Consider the following 19,145-nt stretch of genomic DNA (forward strand, 5'->3'; position numbering starts at 1 on the left):
CCTTGTGTGCCGACAAGTGCGAAGATGGGGCACGGCAGGACAGGGCCCCACCGAAGGGCCGAAGAACGAGCGGCCGGACACCAGCCGCCTGCCGGTCCTCGAAGACCGGCTCACGGCGCACATGCATGGAGGACGTGACGTGGCGAACGACGCCAGCACCGTTTTCGACCTAGTGATCCTCGGCGGTGGCAGCGGTGGTTACGCCGCGGCCCTGCGCGGGGCGCAGCTGGGCCTGGACGTCGCCCTGATCGAGAAGGACAAGGTCGGCGGCACCTGCCTGCACCGGGGATGCATCCCCACCAAGGCCCTGCTGCACGCGGGCGAGATCGCCGACCAGGCCCGCGAGAGCGAGCAGTTCGGTGTGAAGGCCTCCTTCGAGGGCATCGACATCGCCGGGGTCCACAAGTACAAGGACGGCGTGATCGCCGGTCTGTACAAGGGCCTGCAGGGGCTCGTCGCCTCCCGGAAGGTGACGTACATCGAGGGTGAGGGCCGCCTCTCCTCCCCCACCTCCGTCGACGTGAACGGCCGCCGCGTAGAGGGCCGCCACGTCCTGCTCGCGACCGGCTCCGTACCCAAGTCGCTTCCCGGCCTGGACATCGACGGCAACCGGATCATCTCCTCCGACCACGCCCTCGTCCTGGACCGCGTGCCGAAGTCCGCGATCATCCTGGGCGGCGGTGTCATCGGCGTCGAGTTCGCCTCCGCGTGGAAGTCCTTCGGCACCGAGGTCACGATCGTCGAGGGCCTGAAGCACCTCGTCCCGGTCGAGGACGAGAACTCCTCCAAGCTGCTGGAGCGCTCCTTCCGCAAGCGCGGCATCAAGTTCAACCTGGGCACCTTCTTCCAGAAGGCCGAGTACACCCAGGACGGCGTCAAGGTCACCCTCGCCGACGGCAAGGAGTTCGAGGCCGAGGTCCTGCTGGTCGCCATCGGCCGCGGCCCGGTCTCCCAGGGCCTCGGCTACGAGGAGCAGGGCGTCGCGATGGACCGCGGCTACGTCCTGGTCGACGAGTACATGCGCACCAACGTGCCGACCGTCTCCGCCGTCGGTGACCTCGTCCCGACCCTCCAGCTCGCGCACGTCGGCTTCGCCGAGGGCATCCTGGTGGCGGAGCGCCTGGCCGGTCTGAAGACCGTTCCGATCGACTACGACGGTGTCCCGCGGGTGACGTACTGCCACCCCGAGGTCGCCTCCGTCGGTATCACCGAGGCCAAGGCCAAGGAGATCTACGGTGCGGACAAGGTCGTCGCTCTGAAGTACAACCTCGCGGGCAACGGCAGGAGCAAGATCCTGAACACCGCGGGTGAGATCAAGCTCGTCCAGGTCAAGGACGGTGCCGTCGTCGGCGTCCACATGGTCGGCGACCGCATGGGCGAGCAGGTCGGCGAAGCTCAGCTGATCTACAACTGGGAGGCGCTGCCCGCCGAGGTCGCGCAGCTCATCCACGCCCACCCGACCCAGAGCGAGGCGCTCGGCGAGGCCCACCTGGCCCTCGCTGGCAAGCCCCTCCACGCGCACGACTGACCCCTCGGTCGACGAACGCGACGACACAGACTTCCGCACTTTCCGTAAGGAGCAACCGAAACCATGGCGGTTTCCGTAACCCTTCCGGCGCTCGGTGAGAGCGTCACCGAGGGCACTGTCACTCGCTGGCTGAAGGCCGAGGGCGAGCGCGTCGAGGCCGACGAGCCGCTGCTCGAGGTGTCGACCGACAAGGTCGACACCGAGATCCCCTCGCCCGCCGCCGGTGTCCTGGCCTCCATCAAGGTCGCCGAGGACGAGACGGTCGAGGTCGGCGCCGAGCTGGCCCTGATCGACGACGGCAGCGGCGCGCCCGCCGCCGCCGAGGCCCCGCAGGCCGAGCAGGTCGCCGAGCCCGCTCCCGAGCCGGCCCCGGCCGCCCCGTCCACCGAGCAGGCCGCCCCGGCGCCCGCTCCCACCGCCGACGCCGCCGCCGGCGGCGGCTCCGCCGAGGGCACGGACGTCGTCCTGCCCGCGCTCGGCGAGTCCGTAACCGAGGGCACCGTCACCCGCTGGCTGAAGTCGGTCGGTGACAGCGTCGAGGCCGACGAGCCGCTGCTCGAGGTCTCCACCGACAAGGTCGACACCGAGATCCCGGCGCCCACCTCGGGCACCCTGCTGGAGATCGTGGTCGGCGAGGACGAGACCGCCGAGGTCGGCGCCAAGCTCGCCGTCATCGGCGAGGCGGGTGCGGCTCCGGCCGCCGCCCCGGCGCAGGAGGCCTCGGCCGCCCCGGTTCAGCCCGAGCCCGCGCAGGCCCCGGCTCCGCAGCAGGCCGCTCCGGCCCAGCAGGCCCCGGCCCCGCAGGCCCCGTCGGCTCCGGCCCCGCAGCAGCAGACCACCCCGGCTCCCGAGCCGGTCCCGTCCGCTCCGGCGCCCGCCCCGGCTCCGGCCCAGGCCCCGGCCGCTCCGGCCGCTGCCAAGCCGGCCGACGACGGCGCCTACGTCACCCCGCTGGTGCGCAAGCTCGCCGCCGAGCAGGGCGTCGACCTGGCGACCGTCAAGGGCACCGGCGTCGGCGGCCGTATCCGCAAGCAGGACGTCGTCGCCGCCGCCGAGGCCGCGAAGAGCGCCGCCGCCACCCCGGCCCCCGCCGCTGCCGCCCCGTCGGCCGCGAAGAAGGCCCCGGTGCTGGAGGCGTCCCCGCTGCGCGGCCAGACCGTCAAGATGCCGCGCATCCGCAAGGTCATCGGCGACAACATGGTCAAGGCCCTGACCGAGCAGGCCCAGCTGTCCTCGGTGGTCGAGGTCGACGTCACGCGCCTGATGAAGCTGCGCGGCCGTGCCAAGGACTCGTTCGCGGCGCGCGAGGGAGTCAAGCTCTCCCCGATGCCGTTCTTCGTCAAGGCCGCGGCCCAGGCGCTGAAGGCGCACGCGCCGATCAACGCCAAGATCAACGAGGCCGAGGGGACCATCACCTACTTCGACACCGAGAACATCGGTATCGCGGTGGACTCCGAGAAGGGCCTGATGACCCCGGTCATCAAGAACGCCGGTGACCTCAACCTCGCCGGTATCGCCAAGGCCACGGCCGACCTGGCGGGCAAGGTCCGCGCCAACAAGATCACCCCGGACGAGCTGTCCGGCGCGACCTTCACCATCTCCAACACCGGGTCGCGCGGCGCGCTCTTCGACACGATCATCGTGCCGCCGGGCCAGGTCGCGATCCTCGGCATCGGCGCGACGGTCAAGCGCCCCGCCGTCATCGAGACGGAGGAGGGCACGGTCATCGGCGTCCGCGACATGACGTACCTGACCCTGTCCTACGACCACCGCCTGGTGGACGGCGCCGACGCCGCCCGTTACCTGACGGCGGTCAAGGCCATCCTGGAGGCAGGCGAGTTCGAGGTCGAGCTCGGCCTGTAATCGCCGACCAGCCGCACACATCGGTGCCCCGTCCGGATTTTCCGGGCGGGGCACCGTCGTACCCCAGGGGCGCGGGGAACTGCGCGAGCAACCACAACCAACCGTCAGCCGAACACCAATCCCAAACCCCCTGTGTAAGTCTCGTCTCACCTGCACCAAGACACCCCCGCCCGCCCCACCCGCGGAGCGAACCGGCCGTATTGTCTAAACGTCAATCCCGACTGAGGAGCCCTCATGACAGCGCCCGTCATCCACTCGCTCCGCGAGCAGATCCGCGAGCACATCCTGGAGGGGATCATCAGCGGACGCTGGCAGCCGGGCGAGCGGATCGTCGAGCGCCGGATCGCCACCGAGCTGGAGGTCAGCCAGACCCCGGTCCGCGAGGCCCTGCGCGAGCTGGAGTCCCTCCGTCTGATCGAGTCCGCTCCGAACAAGGGCGTGCGCGTCCGCAACCTCACGGCCGCCGACCTGGAGGAGAGCTACCCGGTCCGGGCCGGCCTGGAGGCCATCGCCGCGGAGCTGGCCGCCCAGGGCCTCGCGGAGGACTGCACGGCACTGGAACCCCACGTCAGCGCCCTGTACGAGGCCGACCGCGTCGCCGACGGCACCGCCCAGGTCCGCCACACCGTCGCCTTCCACCGCGAGCTGGTCCGCGCCGCGGGCAACTCCGTCCTGCTGCACACCTGGGAAGGCCTCGGCATCGAGGTGTTCACGGCCCTGTCCATCCGCTGGCTGGGCACGCAGCAGCAGTCGTACGCGGAGGAGCACGAGGAGCTGGTCGCCGCGTTCAAGCGCCGTGACCCCCGGATCGCCGAACTCGTGAAGGCGCACGTCCTGGGCTGCGCGCCCCGGGCGTGACACTCGAGCACATCCCCGCTCAAAAGCCTCCGACCTGCGAAAACCATGCCAAAATCAGTCACCGCGTGCCACGGCCGGAGGCACCGCGTGCCTACTTTCTCGTGATCAAGAGGTTTTGCCCCTCAACCCTTTGATCGATCATCGATCAGGGAGTTACAGTCGCCGACGGGCTTCCACCGAAGCCTCAGCCCTGTCCTGCCAAAGACAAAGGGCACCCCCGATCCCCGTATGTGAGGGAACCCCCTTCGACTGAGGAAGGCGGCGACATGACCGACCCCAACGCCATCCAGCCGAGCGAGCTCGACCAGCTCCCCGACCGGGACCCCGAGGAGACCGCCGAATGGCAGGCCTCCCTGGACGCGGTCACCAAGGCTGCCGGGCCGCACCGTGCCGCATACCTGATGCGCCGCACGCTGGAGCGCGCCGAGGGCGCCGGCATCGCGCTGCCGAAGCTCCTCGAGACCGACTACGTCAACTCCATCCCCACCTCCGCCGAGCCGTCGGTGCCGGGTGACGAGGCGATGGAGCAGCGGATCACCGCGTGGAACCGCTGGAACGCGGCCGCGATGGTCACCCGCGGCAGCAAGTACGGCGTCGGCGGCCACATCGCCACCTTCGCCTCCGCGGCCTGGCTCTACGAGACGGGCTTCAACCACTTCTTCAAGGGCAAAGAGCGGGACGGCTCCGGCGACCAGCTCTACATCCAGGGTCACGCCTCCCCCGGCATCTACGCCCGCGCGTTCCTCGACGGCCGTCTGAACGAGGAGCAGCTCGACAACTTCCGCCGGGAGGCGGGCGGCAACGGCCTGCCCTCCTACCCGCACCCGCGCCGGCTGCCCTGGCTGTGGGAGTTCCCGACGGTCTCCATGGGCCTCGGCCCGCTGTCGGCGATCTACCAGGCGCGCTTCAACCGCTATCTGGCCAACCGCGGCATCAAGGACACCGCCGGTTCGCACGTGTGGGCCTTCCTCGGCGACGGCGAGATGGACGAGCCCGAGTCGACGGCGGCCCTGGCGCTCGCCGCCCGTGAGGAGCTCGACAATCTCACGTTCGTCATCAACTGCAACCTGCAGCGCCTCGACGGCCCGGTCCGCGCCAACTTCAAGATCGTGCAGGAGCTGGAGGCCCAGTTCCGCGGCGCCGGCTGGAACGTCGTCAAGACGCTGTGGGGCACGGCCTGGGACGAGCTGTTCCAGCTCGACACCACCGGCGCGCTCGTACGCCGGCTGCGCCAGGTACCGGACGCGCAGATCCAGACGTACCAGACCCGCGACGCGGCCTACATCCGCCAGGACTTCTTCGGCGGCGACCCGGCGCTCGTGGAGATGGCGAAGCTGCTGAGCGACGACAAGATCCTCGAGTGTTTCCACCTCTCGCGCGGTGGTCACGAGTCCCGCAAGGTGTTCGCCGCGTACAAGGCGGCCGTCGAGCACAAGGGCGCGCCGACCGTGATCCTGGCCCAGACGGTCAAGGGCCACACCCTCGGCGAGGGCTTCGCGTCGAAGAACGCCAACCACCAGATGAAGAAGCTCTCGGTGGACGAGTTCAAGAACATGCGCGACCTGCTGGAGCTGCCCATCAAGGACAGCGACTTCGTCGACGGCGTGGTGCCCTACGGCCACCCGGGCGCCGACTCCCCCGAGGTCCGCTACCTCCAGGAGCGGCGTGCCGCCCTCGGTGGTCCGGCCCCGGCCCGGCGCGTGCACCCGGTCGCCCCGCTGCCCGCCCCGGCGGAGAAGGCGTTCGCGTCCTTCGACAAGGGCTCCGGCTCGCAGAACGTGGCCACCACCATGGCGTTCGTCCGTCTGGTCAAGGACCTGGTCCGCGACAAGGAGACGGGCAAGCGCTGGGTGCCGATCGTCCCGGACGAGGCGCGCACCTTCGGTATGGAGTCGCTGTTCCCGTCGCTCGGCATCTACTCGCCGAAGGGCCAGACGTACGAGCCGGTCGACCGTGACCAGCTGATGTACTACAAGGAGGCCCAGAACGGCCAGATCCTCAACGAGGGGATCACCGAGGCCGGTTCGATGGCCGACTTCATCGCCGCTTCGACGTCGTACGCGACGCACGGCGAGGCGATGATCCCGTTCTACATCTTCTACTCGATGTTCGGCTGGCAGCGCACCGCCGACCAGATGTGGCAGCTCGGCGACCAGCTCGGCCGCGGCTTCCTCGTCGGCGCCACGGCCGGCCGTACGACGCTGACGGGCGAGGGCCTGCAGCACGCCGACGGCCACTCCCCCGTGATCGCGGCGACCAACCCGGCGGCGCTGTCGTACGACCCGGCGTTCGCCTACGAGGTCGCGACGATCGTCAAGGACGGTCTGCGCCGGATGTACGGCGAGGCGGCCCCGGGCGAGGACCAGAACGTCTTCTACTACCTGACCGTCTACAACGAGCCGATGCCGCAGCCGGCGAAGCCGTCCGTGGACGGCGTCGACGAGGGCATCGTCAAGGGCCTGTACCGCTTCAACACGGCGGAGTCGACGGGCATCACGCCCCCGGCGAACGCCCCGCGGATCCAGCTGCTCGGCTCCGGTACCGCCATCCACTGGGCGCTCAAGGCGCAGCGGCTGCTGGCCGAGGAGTGGGGCGTGGCGGCCGACGTGTGGTCGGCGACGTCCTGGAGCGAGCTGCGCCGGGACGCCCTGGAGGCGGACGAGGCGCTGCTGCGCGGCGAGGAGCGGGTGCCGTTCGTGCGGCAGGCGCTCCAGGGTGCCGAGGGCCCGGTGCTGGCGGTCTCCGACTACATGCGCCAGGTCCCGGACCAGATCGCGCAGTGGGTCGAGCAGGACTGGTCCTCGCTGGGCGCCGACGGCTTCGGCCTGTCGGACACCCGTGAGGCGGCCCGCCGCCACTTCGGCGTGGACGCGGAGTCGATCGTCGTCGCGGCCCTGGCCCAGCTCGCGGGGCGCGGCGAGGTGAAGGCGGCGTCCGTGAAGGAAGCGCGCGAGCAGTACGGCCTGTAGGGTCTGCGGCCCCCATCGGTCCCGGTCGTTCGTCGACTGCGGGCCGGTGGGGGCTTGTCGCGCAGTTCCCCGCGCCCCTGCAACAGACCCGCCCCCCCCCCACAGACACCCGATCCGGACACGCACCATGATGGCCCCATGCGTGCTGCCCGGCTGATCAAGATGGTGCTGTTGCTCCAGTCCCGGCCCTCCATGACGGCCGCCGAGCTCGCCCGTGAGCTGGAGGTCTCGGAGCGGACGGTCACCCGGGACGCTCAGGCCCTGTCGGAGGCCGGCGTGCCGGTGTACGCGGACCGCGGCCGGGTCGGTGGCTACCGGCTGGTCGGCGGGTACCGGACACGGCTGACCGGGCTGCACCGCGGTGAGGCCGAGGCGCTGTTCCTGTCCGGTGTGCCGGGGGCGCTGCGCGAGATGGGCCTGGAGGACGCCGCCTCGGCGGCCCGGCTGAAGGTGTCGGCGGCGCTGCTGCCCTCCCTGCGGGACGCTTCCCGGTCCGCCGCCCAGCGGTTCCACCTGGACGCGCCGAACTGGTTCAAGGAGCCGAAGACGCCCCCGCTGCTGCCGGCCGTCGCCGACGCGGTGTGGGACGACCGGCGGATCAGCGCCCGCTACCGGCGCGGCGAGGACGAGGTCGTCCGGGAGCTGGAGCCGTACGGGCTCGTGCTGAAGGCGGGTGTCTGGTACCTGTGCGCCCGGGTGGCCGGGCCCGGCTCGTTCCGGGTCTACCGGATCGACCGGTTCACCGCGGTGGACGCCGACGGTGAGCGCTTCGAGCGGGAGGCGGACTTCGACCTGCCCGCGTTCTGGGAGGAGCGGGCCGAGCAGTTCGCCCGGTCCATCCTGCGGGCGCGGGTGGTGGTGCGGCTGTCCCCCGACGGGGTGCGCGCACTGCCGTACGCCCTCGACTCGGTGTCCGTGCGGGAGGCCCTCGCGGACGCGGACGCCCCGGACGCGGACGGCTGGGTGACAGTGGCCCTGCCGGTGGAGTCCGAGGAGGTCGCCCTTACCCAGCTGGCGGCGCTGGGGCCGGAGGTGGAAGTACTCGCTCCGGAGAGCCTGCGCGAGCGGTTCGCCGCGGACGCGGAGCGGCTGGCCCGGCTCTACCGGCCCGGGAGCGGCGCATAACGATCCCGCGCACTCCGGGTGCGTCCCTGTGTCCGAGGCCCGATGCTTGACCCGTGATGGACGAGACGGAGTTCTGGGAGCTGGTGGACGACGCCCGGGAGGCCGCCGAGGGCGACCCCGAGGAGCAGGCCGACCTGCTCGTGGACCGGCTCGCCCAGCTGGACCCGGACTCGGTCCTGGACTTCGCCCGGCACTTCGAGTCCCGCTACAACCGCGCCTACCGCTGGGACCTGTGGGGCGCCGCCTGGGTGCTGCTCGACGGGGCGAGCGACGACGCCTTCGACTTCTTCCGGTGCTGGCTGATCGGCCAGGGGCGCGAGGTGTTCGAGGGCGCCGTGCACGATCCGGACGCGCTCGCCGATCTGCTGGACGACTTCGACGAGGAGATCGACGGCGACGGCGAGGAGCTCGGCTACGCGGCGGACGAGGCCTACGAGCAGCTCACCGGTGTGGTCGCCCCCGACCTCGAGATCGCGCCGGCGCCCCCGGAGCCGGAGGGCACGCCGCTCGACTTCGAGAACGAGGGGCTGCTCGCCGATCGCTATCCCCGGCTGTGGCGGCGCTTCAGGGGCTGAGGCCGCGGAACCGGTCGGACGGCTGACGACATCAGGGCCGACCGGACGGCGGCCGACAGCGTGGGGCCGGTCAGACGGCAGCTGACAGCGTGAGGCCGGTCAGACGGCGGCTGACAGGGTAAGGCCGGTCAGGCGGCAGCTGACAGCGTGAGGCCGGTCAGACGGCAGCTGGCAGGGTAAGGCCCGGTCAGACGGCGGCTGACGCTCGGGGCTGCTCAGGCGGCCCTGCGGCGGCTCGTGTCGGACGGGATGTACGCCTGTGTCTGATCGGCCCGTGCCGCGTGGTGCATCGGGGCGGCGTTGGCCTGGTCGAGGGCGGAGGCGGTGCCCGCGGCCGGTCCCAGGACGACGCTCACGACCGCGCAGAGCACCGCCCAGGGGCCGCACGCCCTCCCCGCCCGCGGTCCCCGCTCCCCCGCGTCGCCCGGGGCCTTCGTACGGCTGTCGTTCATGGTCCCCACCTCCGGTCGGCTGCCTGTGGGGACGACCGTAGGAGACCGGGATGTCAGGACGCCGCGCGTTCGCTGTGGCCTTGCTGTGGGTTGTCCGGCCGGCCCTGGAGACGGGCCGCGAGCTGTCTGATCTCGGGCAGGCGGGCGTGCAGGGCAGCGCCGGGGCAGCTGGTCATGTAGCCGTCGTTGTGGCCCGCGACGGCGGGCAGGCGGGCCGTGGTGCCGGCCGCGTACCGGCTCAGGCCGTTGCTGGAGACCAGGCGCACGTCCGCGCGCGGGTCGGTGCCGCTCAGGCCCAGTTTCCAGGCGGACAGCGCGGCGATCGCGCGGATCATGGGCTGCGGGACGGGCATGCCCTCGGTGAAGGTGCCGAGGGCGGCGATGCCCGCGGTGCGGTGGTTGAAGCCCTGGGTGTGGGCACCGGTGACGGCCCGCTCCACGCCCCCGGCGCGGCCTTCGTAGATGGTGCCGCAGCGGTCGACGACGAAGTTGTAGCCGATGTCGTCCCAGTCGCGGGTGCCGGTCTGGCCGGTGTAGAGGTCCCGGATGATGCGGGGCGCGTCGGCGCAGTCGTAGCCGTTGGGCGAGTCGGTGTGGTGGACGAAGACGGCGGCGACCCGGTCGTCGTAGCGCGGGCGCGGCTGGGCGCGGGCGGCGTCGCCCAGCCAGTGCGCTCTCGGCTCGATGGGCGGGCGCGGGGCGGTGTGGGCCGTGGCCGGGGAGCGGGCCGGGGCGGCGCGGGAGCCGGTGTCGGCGGCGTTCTCCACGCCGTGGGCGCACAGGAACAGCGCCACGACGGCGGCGGCGCCCGGCAGGCAGCCGAGCAGCACGCGGACCGCGCGCGGGAGGCCGGCTAGGGGGTGTTGTGAAAGTCCGGTGCGGTGCCCGCGGTGTCCGGTGCGTGCCCTAGGCGTGCCGGACGAAGGCCCTCGTAGCGGAGCTACTCGGGTCTTTGGCCGGTGCGGCGAGGGTGCGTGCCGGGCGCAGTGGGTGCTGTGCGGGACTTTCACAACATCCCCTGGGCCGGGCACCCCGTCGGCGGAGCGCCTGCGTGCGCCCCGCCGTCTTCGGAAGACACGCATGGTCCCACTGTCGGCCTGATCCGGTCCGTCCGCGATGTGTGGTGTGCCACCCGGTGGAACCATCGTCACGGTCCGCGGCGTTTTTCCTTGTGCACGCCCGCGGCCGATTCCGATCATCCGTGCGCGTGTGACTGATCACCGGGCCCTCCCCCCGCGTATTAAGGGGTTCCGAGAGAAAGGCGGCGTGCGTGGACCTGCTCGACATCCTGCTGTTGCTGGTCGTCCTGGCCTACGCGGCGTCCGGGTACCGGCGCGGGCTGGTGGCCGGCTGTGTGTCGCTGGCGGGCTTCGTGGGCGGTGCGGTCGTCGGCGTGTGGATCCTGCCGTGGGTCATGGACCTGGTGGAGGCGGGCACGACGCGGGCGACGCTGACGGCGGTGTTCACGGTGCTGCTCCCGGCGGTGGTGGGGCACGAGCTGGCGGGGCGCGTCGCGCTGCGGCTGCGGCGGGAGCTGGACCGGGGGCCGCTGCGGGTGGCGGACGGGATCGGCGGGGCGGTGGCCAACGCGGTGGCCGTGCTGATCGTGGCGTGGGTGGCCGCGAGTGTCCTGGGCGCGTCCTCCTCGCCGCTGGTCACCTCGGCGATCCGGGACTCGCGGCTGCTCGGCGCCGTGCAGCGGACGATGCCGGACACCACCCCGGCCTGGTTCTCGGGGGCCACGTCCGCGCTGACGCAGGCGGGCTTCCCGCAGGTCTTCAACCCCTTCGAGAACGAGTCGACGGCCGAGGTGGCCAAGCCGACCGGTGACAGCGTCACGGCGGCCGCCACCGAGGCGGCCAAGCGGAGCACGGTGAAGGTCGAGGGCGTGGCGGGCACCCAGGGCCGCGAGGGCAGCGGGTTCGTCTACGCGCGCGAGCACGTGATGACCAACGCCCACGTGGTGGCGGGCATCGACGAGCCGACCGTGCAGATCGGCGGCGTCGGGCGGACGTACGAGGCGCGGGTGGTGCTGTTCGATCCGCAGAAGGACGTGGCGGTGCTGTACGTGCCGGGCCTCAGGACTCCCGTGCTGCGCTTCGACGACGACGCCGAGCGCGGTGACTCCGCGGTCGTCGCCGGCTATCCGCAGGACGGCGACCTGAACCTCCAGGCGGCGACCGTCGCGAACCGGGTGCGGGCCACCGGCCAGAACATCTACAACGACGGGACGGCCACCCGGGAGATCTACTCGATCCGCTCCACGGTCCGCCCGGGCAACTCCGGCGGCCCGCTGCTCACCACCGACGGCCGGGTGTTCGGTGTGGTCTTCGCCCGCTCCACCTCGGACGCCGAGACGGGCTACGTCCTGACGGCGGACGAGGTCGCCTCCGACGCGCGGCGCGCGGCGGGCGCGACAGCACCGGTGGACACGGGCGAGCCGGCCGCGTCGTAGCCCCGGCTCACAGGAAGCGCCCCATCACCACGTCGTCGACGTAGGACCCGTCGAGCAGGAACTCCTCGGGCATGACCCCCTCGACCACGAACCCCTCGGCCGCGTAGAGCGCCCGGGCCGGGGTGTTGTGCCCGAGGACGCGCAGGGTGATGCGGCGGGCGCCGCGCCGGCGGGCCTCGTCGACAGCGGCCCGGATCAGTGCCCGCCCGACCCCCCGGCCGCGCGCCTCCTCGGCGACGGCGAGGCCCTGGATCTGGCGGACGTGCCGGTTCGAAGCGAGCGGAGTGGGGAAACCGAGCAGAACGTAGCCCGCGAGGCGCCCGCCGAGCTCGGCGACCAGGCAGTCCTCGGGGGCGTGCCGCTCGTTGAAGAAGGGGGCGTACGGCGGCTGCGGCTCGGGCTTGACCGCGTGCAGCGGCGACCAGGCGAGCCGGTCGAGCAGGGCCAGCCCGTCGTCGTCCTCGGTGCGGGCGGTGCGGATGCGCGGTTCGGGGAGCTCGGACATGGGCGTCACCCTACGGCGAGCTGATCGAGGCCTTGCAAGGGTTTTACGGGGCCACCCGGCAGGATGGATTTATGGAACATTCAAGATTCGCGGTGGCGGGTGCGTCCGGGCTCATCGGCAGCGCCCTGGTGCGGTCGCTGACCGCCGACGGACACGAGGTGCGCCGCCTGGTGCGGGGCACGCCCCGCTCGGCCGGGGAGATCCGCTGGGACCCCGAGGGCGGTCGGGTGGACGCGGCCGGGCTCGCCGGGTGCCACGCGGTGGTGAACCTGGCCGGGGCCGGGGTGGGCGACCGGCGCTGGACGGATGCCTACAAACGGCGGATCCGGGACAGCCGGGTGAACGGCACGGCGGCCCTCGCCGAGGCGGTCGCGTCGCTGGACGCGAAGGACCGGCCACGGGTCTTCGTGAACGGCAGCGCCATCGGCTACTACGGCGAGACCGGCGAGCGCACGGTCGACGAGAGCGCGCCCGCGGGAGAGGGCTTCCTGCCCGCGCTGTGCGTCGAGTGGGAGGGGGCCACGGCCCCCGCCCAGGAGGCCGGTGTCCGCACGGTGTTCACCCGGACCGGGCTGGTCGTCTCCCGCGAGGGCGGTGCCTGGGGGCGGCTGTTCCCGCTGTTCCGGGCGGGGGCGGGCGGACGGATGGGCGACGGGCGGCAGTACTGGTCGTTCGTCGCGCTGCACGACGAGGTCGCCGCGATCCGGCATCTGATCGAGACCGACGGCTTGTCGGGGCCGTTCAACGTGACCGCGCCGAATCCCGTGACGAACCGTGAGATCACGGCGGCGATGGGGCGGGTGCTGCACCGCCCGACCTTGTTCCCGGTGCCCGCGACCGTCCTGCGGACCGTGCTGGGCGAGATGGCGGGGGACGTCCTGGGCAGTGCCCGGGTACTGCCGGCGCGTCTGCTGGAGTCGGGCTTCCGGTTCGCCTTCCCGGAGATCGAGGGAGCGATCCGAGCGGCCCTGTGACGGTTCGCCGGCGGGTGCCGACCGGGCCGACGGCGACGCACACCGGGCCGCCCGATCCGGACCCGGTCGGCACACGCGAAGCGCCCAACCGGCAACCCGACCGACGCGCACCGGCCACCCGCCCCGGACCCGGTCGGCACACGCGGAGCGCCCAACCGGCAACCCGACCGACGCACACGGGCCGCCCGCCCGGCAACCCGACCGGCGCGCACCGGCCGCCCGCCCGGCAACCCGACCGGCGCGCACCGGCCGCCCGCCCGGCAACCCGACCGACGCACACGGGCCGCCCGCCCGGCAACCCGACCGGCGCGTACCGGCCGCCTGTCCGGGATGCGACCGGTCGTTCCGAGACACCTTCCCGATCCGCACACCAGCCTCCTGTGACCACTTGATGCCCACAAGGGGTCCGAATGCGACCGCCGTGCGACCGTGCCCTGCCGATGCGCGACTCCCGCTGACCGATCACGGTCCTACCCTCGACCAGAACTCGCGTATCCCTGCGGCCTGTTGAGGGCATGACGTCTCCAGCGCCCGCGCAACCTCGAGGAGGGGCACGTGCTTGAGCCCGCGTACCAGGCGGACGTGGTCGTCGTGGGGGCCGGGGTCGCCGGACTCTCGGCCGCGCACCGGCTGACCAGCGCAGGAGTGACGACCATGGTCCTGGAGGCCGCCCACGGGGTCGGCGGCCGCATGGCGACGGAGAAGGTCGACGGCTTCCGGCTCGACAGGATCGGCCAGTTGCTGTCCACGGCGTATCCGGAACTACGGCAGACACCCGGTCTCGACGGGCTGGTGCTGCGGCCCTTCGCGCCCGGTGTCCTGCTGCACGGCGACGGACGCCACCACCGCGCCGGCGTACAACCGGGCGCAGGGGGCGCAAGGGGCGCACTGCACGCGGTTCGCGCGCTCGCGAGTGCTCCCCGGTCGCCGGCCGCGCCCCGGCAGACCCGGAGGCCGGCGGCCGTGCCCGGCCGGCAGGTCTCGGTCCCCCGCAGTCGGCCCGGTGCTCCGCTCGGCACGGCCGTCGACCAGGCCCGGCTCGGTGCCGCCCTGACCCGGCTCGCGGGCACACCGGCCGAACGGCTGCTCGCCCGACCGGAGTTGCCCGCCGGGGAGGCCCTGGCGGCGCGCGGACTGCCCGCCCGTACGATCGACGGCTTTCTGCGTCCGCTGCTCGCCGCCCTGCTGTGCGACCCGGGCCTGACGACGTCCAGCCGGTGCGCGGACCTCGCGCTGCGCGCCTTCGCGCGGGGCCGGTTGTGCCTGCCGGAGGGCGGTGCGGAGGCCCTGCCGGAGCAGCTGGCGCGCACGCTGCCGCCGGGCACGGTGCACACCGGCGTGCGCGTCACCTCCGTCTCGACGACCTCGGTGACCACCGCGGAGCACGGCGAGATCCGGTGCCGGGCGGTTCTGGTGGCGACGGGCGCGCGCGCCGCCGCCGAGCTGCTGCCCGGGCTGCGGGTGCCGGAGTTCCACCCGGTGACGGTGGTGCACCACACGACCGACGAGCCGCCGGAAACGGGTGCGTCACTGCTGCTCGACGCGGACCTCGGCGGGCCGGTCGCGCACACGGCGGTGGTCAGCCAGGTCGATCCGACCCGGGCGCCGGCGGGGCGGTCGCTGGTGTCGTCGACGGTGCTCGGGCGGCCTCGCGGGGACATCGACACGGCGGTGCGCATGCACCTGGCGCGGTTGTACGGGGTGTCGACGGCACGGTGGGAGACGCTGGCGGTGCACCGGACGGTGGATGCGGTGCCGGCGATGCGGCCGCCGCATGATCTGCGGCGGCCGGTGCGGTTGATCGCCGGGCTGTACGTGTGCGGGGATCACCGGGACACCAGTACGGTCCAGGGGGCCTTGCACTCCGGGCATCGGGCGTCGGCGGCGATCTTGGCGGACTTGAGGGTCGGGCGGTCCATGCACGTTGCCGATCCGCTGCCCAGCGTGCCACGGGCTGCTTAGGCGATTCCTCGGGTGCCGGTGCGTCGGGGCTTGTCACGCAGTTCCCCGCGCCCCTGAAAGCAGGGCACCTCAGCCAAGGGCCGCTACCTTGTCGCGGTAAGTCCGTACCGGTGCCGCGTCCTTGTACGGCTCCAGGCGTCGCTCGAAGTCCCTGACGTACTCCACCGCCCGTACCGAGCGCATCTCGGCCGCCTGGCCTGCCGCTTCCGCTGCGAGCTGGCAGGCCTGGTCGAGTTCGCCGAGGCCCAGGCGGGCGGTGGCCAGGACCACGCGGCAGAAGAGGCGGCTGCGGGCGTAGGAGGGGGCCCGCAGCTGGAGTGAACGCTCGGCGTGCTGGGCGGCGGCACGGAACTGCTGCAGGTCACGGTGGCAGTGGCCGAACTCGTCGGCGAGCTGGGCCTCGTCGAAGAACCTCGCCCAGTGCGGCACGTCGTCCCCGGGCCGGGCCGTCTCCAGCGCGCGTTCGGCCCGGACCAGCGCCGCGGTGCAGGCCCGGACCTCGCCGAGCACCCCGTGCCCGCGCGCCTCGGAGGCGTGCAGCAGGGCCTGGACGACGGGCGGGCCGGAGGTGCCGACACCCTGCTGGGCCACGCGGGCGAGCTGGACGGCCTCCCGTCCGTGCCCGAGGTAGACCGCCTGCCGGCTCATGGTGACCAGCACGTAGGCCCCGTACGCGCGGTCCCCGGCCGCCTGGGCGAGCCGCAGGGCCTGCACGAAGTAGCGCTGGGCGAGTCCGTGTGCGGCGATGTCGTACGAGGTCCAGCCGGCGAGCCGGGTCAGGTCGGCGGCGGCGGCGAAGAGCCGGCGGCCGGTCTGCTCGCCGTAGGTGCCGCGCAGCATGGGCTCGCACTCGTGCTCCAGGTAGCGCACGAGGGCCTGGCGGGCGTGGCCGCCGCCGTAGGCATCGTCGAGGGTGCGGAACAGCTCGCCGACCGAGCGCAGGGCGGCGATGTCGCCGGCGGTGACCTTCTGGCCGGGTCCCCGCTCGGCCGGGCCGCGCCGGCGGGGCAGGGACGAGGCGCCCTGCTCGGTCGCGGGCGTGGGGCGGAGCGCCGGGCGGCCCTGCGCCGGGATGCGGGACACGGGCGTCTCGCCCCGGGCGACCTTCTCGTCGGCCCGGCCGATCAGCCAGTCCCGGCTCGGCACGACGAGCCCGGCCGGGGTGAAGGCGATCTTGCGGAGTTCGGCGTGGCTGCCGGAGTCCTTGCGCCACAGCCCGCTGACGATGTCGACGGCCTCCTCGGGGGTGGCGGCGAACTCGAGCCCCGCGTAGACCGGGGCGCAGGCGTCCAGACCGAGGTCCTGGGCGGTGAGGCGGCGGCCCAGGCGCCGGGTGAAGACCTCGGCGATCAGGGCCGGGGTGGTGCCCCGGGGCTGCTGCCCGCGCAGCCACCGGGTGACGGATGTCTTGTCGTATCTCAGATCGAGCCCGTGTTCGAGACCGAGCTGGTCCACGCGACGGGCGAGTCCCGCGTTGGAGAACCCCGCTTCTGCGATGAGCGCGGCGAGCTGTCGGTTGGGGGTGCGCTGCGCGGGTCGTTCCGTCATGGTGCGGTGCGGTCTCCTGCCTTCCGGTGTCGGTGTCTGCCGGATTGCCTGTGAGCAGGCCTTTTGGCTTGCTGGACGGCGCGAATGTAGCGGAGAGTAAACACCCCATCACACACTTTCGCGGACATTCATCCGATCGTGTGAGGATTGCCCCCGGGACTGACGTGTTCGGGCCGGACGTACAGTGGCTTGGGCGCGCTATGTGCCTGACACACCCGTCCGAGGGAGGCGCTTGCCGTGAGTGAGTTGCGGTTCGTCCGCATGGGGTTCGGTGACGAGGCCGTCGAGTACCAGGAGGCGTGGGACGAGCAGCGCCGGGTGCACGCGGCGCGCTTCGCCGACGAGGTCCCCGACACCGTGCTGCTCCTGGAGCACCCCCCGGTCTACACGGCCGGCCGGCGCACGGCGGACGACGAGCGGCCCCTCGACGGCACGCCGGTCGTCGACGTGGACCGCGGCGGCAAGATCACCTGGCACGGCCCGGGCCAGCTGGTGGGCTACCCCATCCAGAAGCTTCCGCGCCCGGTGGACGTCGTGGCACACGTACGCCGCCTGGAAGAGGCCCTCATCCAGGTCTGCGCCGACTTCGGCCTGGAGACGAGCCGGGTCGAGGGCCGCAGCGGTGTCTGGATCCTGGGCGACCCGGTCGAGCAGCGACCCGTGCTCGGAGGGCTCTCGCTGGACTTCGACCCGCGTCTGCACGACGAGGAGTTCGACCCGCGCATGAACGGCCCGGAGTACGCGCCGTCCAACGCGGGCCAGCGACGCGAGGACCGCAAGATCGCCGCGATCGGCATCCGCGTCGCCAAGGGCGTTACCATGCACGGCTTCGCGCTCAACGTGAACCCCGACAACAAGTGGTTCGACCGGATCATCCCGTGCGGCATCCGCGACGCGGGCGTCGCCTCGCTGGCCGGCGAGCTCGGCCGGGACGTGACGATCGAGGAGGTCCTGCCGGTCGTCGAGCGTCGCTTGCGGGAGGTCCTGGAGAACGCGGAGCTGAAGCCGCGGGAGATCGAGAAGACACCCGCGGCATAAAACGGCCCGTGCCGGAGCTGGAGGGGTAGCGCCCACACAGGCATTCAAATCAACGGGCGTACCCTTGAGGACGCCGAAGAATCAATCGCTAGGGAGCCGGTCGTGTCCGCAGTCGCACCCGACGGACGCAAGATGCTGCGCCTGGAGGTCCGCAACAGCCAGACCCCCATCGAGCGCAAGCCCGAGTGGATCAAGACCCGGGCGAAAATGGGCCCCGAGTACACCGCGATGCAGAAGCTCGTGAAGAGCGAGGGCCTGCACACGGTCTGCCAGGAAGCCGGCTGCCCCAACATCTACGAGTGCTGGGAGGACCGGGAGGCAACGTTCCTCATCGGTGGCGACCAGTGCACCCGGCGCTGTGACTTCTGCCAGATCGACACCGGCAAGCCCGAGGCCCTCGACCGCGACGAGCCGCGCCGCGTCGGCGAGTCCGTGGTCACGATGGACCTGAACTACGCCACGATCACCGGCGTCGCCCGCGACGACCTGGAGGACGGCGGGGCCTGGCTGTACGCCGAGACCGTGCGCCAGATCCACCAGCAGACCGAGGGGCGCGAGGCCGGGCGCACGAAGGTCGAGCTGCTGGCCCCCGACTTCAACGCGGTCCCCGAGCAGCTGGCGGAGGTCTTCTCCTCCCGGCCCGAGGTCTTCGCGCACAACGTCGAGACGGTCCCGCGGATCTTCAAGCGCATCCGCCCCGGCTTCCGCTACGAGCGCTCCCTGAAGGTGATCACCGAGGCGCGGGACTACGGCCTGGTCACCAAGTCGAACCTGATCCTCGGCATGGGCGAGACCCGCGAGGAGGTCAGCGACGCGCTGAGGCAGCTGCACGAGGCGGGTTGCGAGCTGGTCACCATCACGCAGTACCTGCGGCCCTCCGTGCGCCACCACCCGGTGGAGCGCTGGGTCAAGCCGCACGAGTTCGTGGAGCTCAAGGAGGAGGCCGAGCAGATCGGCTTCTCCGGCGTGATGTCCGGGCCGCTGGTGCGCTCCTCGTACCGCGCCGGGCGGCTCTACCAGATGGCCATGGAGCAGCGTTCCGCCGCTCCGCGGCAGGGGGACGGGCAGGTCGCGGCGCAGGCCGTCTGACGAACCGTCACCGCCCCTGCCCGCCAAGGGGCGAGACAAGCGTGTGAATTCGCGCACAAGAGACTACTCGGCAGTAGCGTCCGATTCGACGCGGTCCTGACCGTCCTCGCAGATGAGGGCACATGTCAGGACCGCGTCGGCGTTCCACCGCTCCCCGCCGGCCCTTCATGGGTGTTTGACCGGCCGGTCACGCGCTGGTAACAC

Annotated in this window: 15 protein-coding genes; 11 read left to right on the forward strand and 4 right to left on the reverse strand. The window is 72.3% G+C overall.

Annotated features, from left to right (window positions below):
- Window positions 1–139: 139 nt before the first annotated feature.
- From lpdA to ACFCXS_RS37550, 6 genes are all read left to right on the forward strand, one after another.
- Window positions 140–1,528: a dihydrolipoyl dehydrogenase gene (gene lpdA / locus ACFCXS_RS37525; protein WP_358957649.1), complete on the forward strand. Its 1,389-nt coding sequence runs from the start codon at window positions 140–142 to the stop codon at window positions 1,526–1,528.
- Window positions 1,529–1,591: 63 nt separating this feature from the next.
- Window positions 1,592–3,391 carry a 2-oxoglutarate dehydrogenase, E2 component, dihydrolipoamide succinyltransferase gene (gene sucB / locus ACFCXS_RS37530; protein ID WP_376647822.1) on the forward strand — a complete coding sequence of 600 codons (1,800 nt, stop codon included), beginning with the start codon at window positions 1,592–1,594 and terminating at the stop codon, window positions 3,389–3,391.
- Window positions 3,392–3,625: 234 nt separating this feature from the next.
- Entirely contained in the window at window positions 3,626–4,249 is a 624-nt protein-coding gene (locus ACFCXS_RS37535; RefSeq protein ID WP_362231884.1) for a GntR family transcriptional regulator, read from the forward strand.
- 266 nt (window positions 4,250–4,515) lie between these two features.
- Window positions 4,516–7,218 carry a pyruvate dehydrogenase (acetyl-transferring), homodimeric type gene (aceE, locus tag ACFCXS_RS37540; protein ID WP_376647823.1) on the forward strand — a complete coding sequence of 901 codons (2,703 nt, stop codon included), beginning with the start codon at window positions 4,516–4,518 and terminating at the stop codon, window positions 7,216–7,218.
- A 138-nt stretch (window positions 7,219–7,356) separates the two neighbouring features.
- Window positions 7,357–8,343: a helix-turn-helix transcriptional regulator gene (locus ACFCXS_RS37545; protein ID WP_376647824.1), complete on the forward strand. Its 987-nt coding sequence runs from the start codon at window positions 7,357–7,359 to the stop codon at window positions 8,341–8,343.
- 56 nt (window positions 8,344–8,399) lie between these two features.
- Window positions 8,400–8,918: a DUF4240 domain-containing protein gene (locus ACFCXS_RS37550; protein WP_376647854.1), complete on the forward strand. Its 519-nt coding sequence runs from the start codon at window positions 8,400–8,402 to the stop codon at window positions 8,916–8,918.
- A 215-nt stretch (window positions 8,919–9,133) separates the two neighbouring features.
- On the opposite strand, the gene ACFCXS_RS37555 is transcribed toward ACFCXS_RS37550, so the two are convergent.
- A complete protein-coding gene (locus tag ACFCXS_RS37555; protein WP_376647825.1) occupies window positions 9,134–9,370 on the reverse strand; it encodes a hypothetical protein in 237 nt (78 codons plus the stop codon).
- Window positions 9,371–9,423: 53 nt separating this feature from the next.
- The gene (locus ACFCXS_RS37560) at window positions 9,424–10,200 is read right to left on the reverse strand and encodes a peptidoglycan recognition protein (protein ID WP_376647826.1); all 777 of its coding nucleotides are present in this window, start codon (window positions 10,198–10,200) and stop codon (window positions 9,424–9,426) included.
- Window positions 10,201–10,640: 440 nt separating this feature from the next.
- Between ACFCXS_RS37560 and ACFCXS_RS37565 the strand changes: the two genes are divergently transcribed.
- Window positions 10,641–11,825, forward strand: a complete 1,185-nt coding sequence (locus tag ACFCXS_RS37565) for a MarP family serine protease (RefSeq protein ID WP_376647827.1) — start codon at window positions 10,641–10,643, stop codon at window positions 11,823–11,825.
- A 7-nt stretch (window positions 11,826–11,832) separates the two neighbouring features.
- Here ACFCXS_RS37565 and ACFCXS_RS37570 read toward each other — a convergent pair whose 3' ends face one another.
- The gene (locus tag ACFCXS_RS37570) at window positions 11,833–12,330 is read right to left on the reverse strand and encodes a GNAT family N-acetyltransferase (protein WP_376647828.1); all 498 of its coding nucleotides are present in this window, start codon (window positions 12,328–12,330) and stop codon (window positions 11,833–11,835) included.
- Window positions 12,331–12,401: 71 nt separating this feature from the next.
- On the opposite strand from ACFCXS_RS37570, the gene ACFCXS_RS37575 reads away from it, so the two are divergent.
- Window positions 12,402–13,304: a TIGR01777 family oxidoreductase gene (locus ACFCXS_RS37575; protein WP_376647829.1), complete on the forward strand. Its 903-nt coding sequence runs from the start codon at window positions 12,402–12,404 to the stop codon at window positions 13,302–13,304.
- Window positions 13,305–13,859: 555 nt separating this feature from the next.
- Window positions 13,860–15,266: an NAD(P)/FAD-dependent oxidoreductase gene (locus ACFCXS_RS37580; protein ID WP_376647830.1), complete on the forward strand. Its 1,407-nt coding sequence runs from the start codon at window positions 13,860–13,862 to the stop codon at window positions 15,264–15,266.
- Between the two features lie 69 nt (window positions 15,267–15,335).
- Here the strand turns inward: ACFCXS_RS37580 and ACFCXS_RS37585 are convergent, their stop codons facing one another.
- Window positions 15,336–16,814 (reverse strand): regulator, encoded by a 1,479-nt coding sequence (locus ACFCXS_RS37585; RefSeq protein WP_376647831.1) that lies wholly within the window; start codon window positions 16,812–16,814, stop codon window positions 15,336–15,338.
- Window positions 16,815–17,051: 237 nt separating this feature from the next.
- On the opposite strand from ACFCXS_RS37585, the gene lipB reads away from it, so the two are divergent.
- Window positions 17,052–17,852: a lipoyl(octanoyl) transferase LipB gene (gene lipB, locus ACFCXS_RS37590; protein WP_376647832.1), complete on the forward strand. Its 801-nt coding sequence runs from the start codon at window positions 17,052–17,054 to the stop codon at window positions 17,850–17,852.
- Window positions 17,853–17,954: 102 nt separating this feature from the next.
- Complete coding sequence (gene lipA / locus ACFCXS_RS37595; protein ID WP_376647833.1) at window positions 17,955–18,941, forward strand: lipoyl synthase; 987 nt, start codon at window positions 17,955–17,957, stop codon at window positions 18,939–18,941.
- The last annotated feature ends 204 nt before the right edge of the window (window positions 18,942–19,145 follow it).

Source organism: Streptomyces sp. NPDC056373 (assembly GCF_042262425.1).
Lineage (GTDB): Bacteria > Actinomycetota > Actinomycetes > Streptomycetales > Streptomycetaceae > Streptomyces.

What these genes read in the sequence shown, in the direction of transcription:
- ACFCXS_RS37545 (WP_376647824.1), top strand. Translation starts at nt 7,357, where the DNA reads ATGCGTGCTGCCCGGCTGATCAAGATGGTGCTGTTGCTCCAGTCCCGG.
- sucB (WP_376647822.1), top strand. Translation starts at nt 1,592, where the DNA reads ATGGCGGTTTCCGTAACCCTTCCGGCGCTCGGTGAGAGCGTCACCGAG.
- ACFCXS_RS37585 (WP_376647831.1), bottom strand. Translation starts at nt 16,814, where the DNA reads ATGACGGAACGACCCGCGCAGCGCACCCCCAACCGACAGCTCGCCGCG.
- ACFCXS_RS37535 (WP_362231884.1), top strand. Translation starts at nt 3,626, where the DNA reads ATGACAGCGCCCGTCATCCACTCGCTCCGCGAGCAGATCCGCGAGCAC.
- ACFCXS_RS37555 (WP_376647825.1), bottom strand. Translation starts at nt 9,370, where the DNA reads ATGAACGACAGCCGTACGAAGGCCCCGGGCGACGCGGGGGAGCGGGGA.
- aceE (WP_376647823.1), top strand. Translation starts at nt 4,516, where the DNA reads ATGACCGACCCCAACGCCATCCAGCCGAGCGAGCTCGACCAGCTCCCC.
- ACFCXS_RS37570 (WP_376647828.1), bottom strand. Translation starts at nt 12,330, where the DNA reads ATGTCCGAGCTCCCCGAACCGCGCATCCGCACCGCCCGCACCGAGGAC.
- ACFCXS_RS37550 (WP_376647854.1), top strand. Translation starts at nt 8,400, where the DNA reads ATGGACGAGACGGAGTTCTGGGAGCTGGTGGACGACGCCCGGGAGGCC.
- ACFCXS_RS37575 (WP_376647829.1), top strand. Translation starts at nt 12,402, where the DNA reads ATGGAACATTCAAGATTCGCGGTGGCGGGTGCGTCCGGGCTCATCGGC.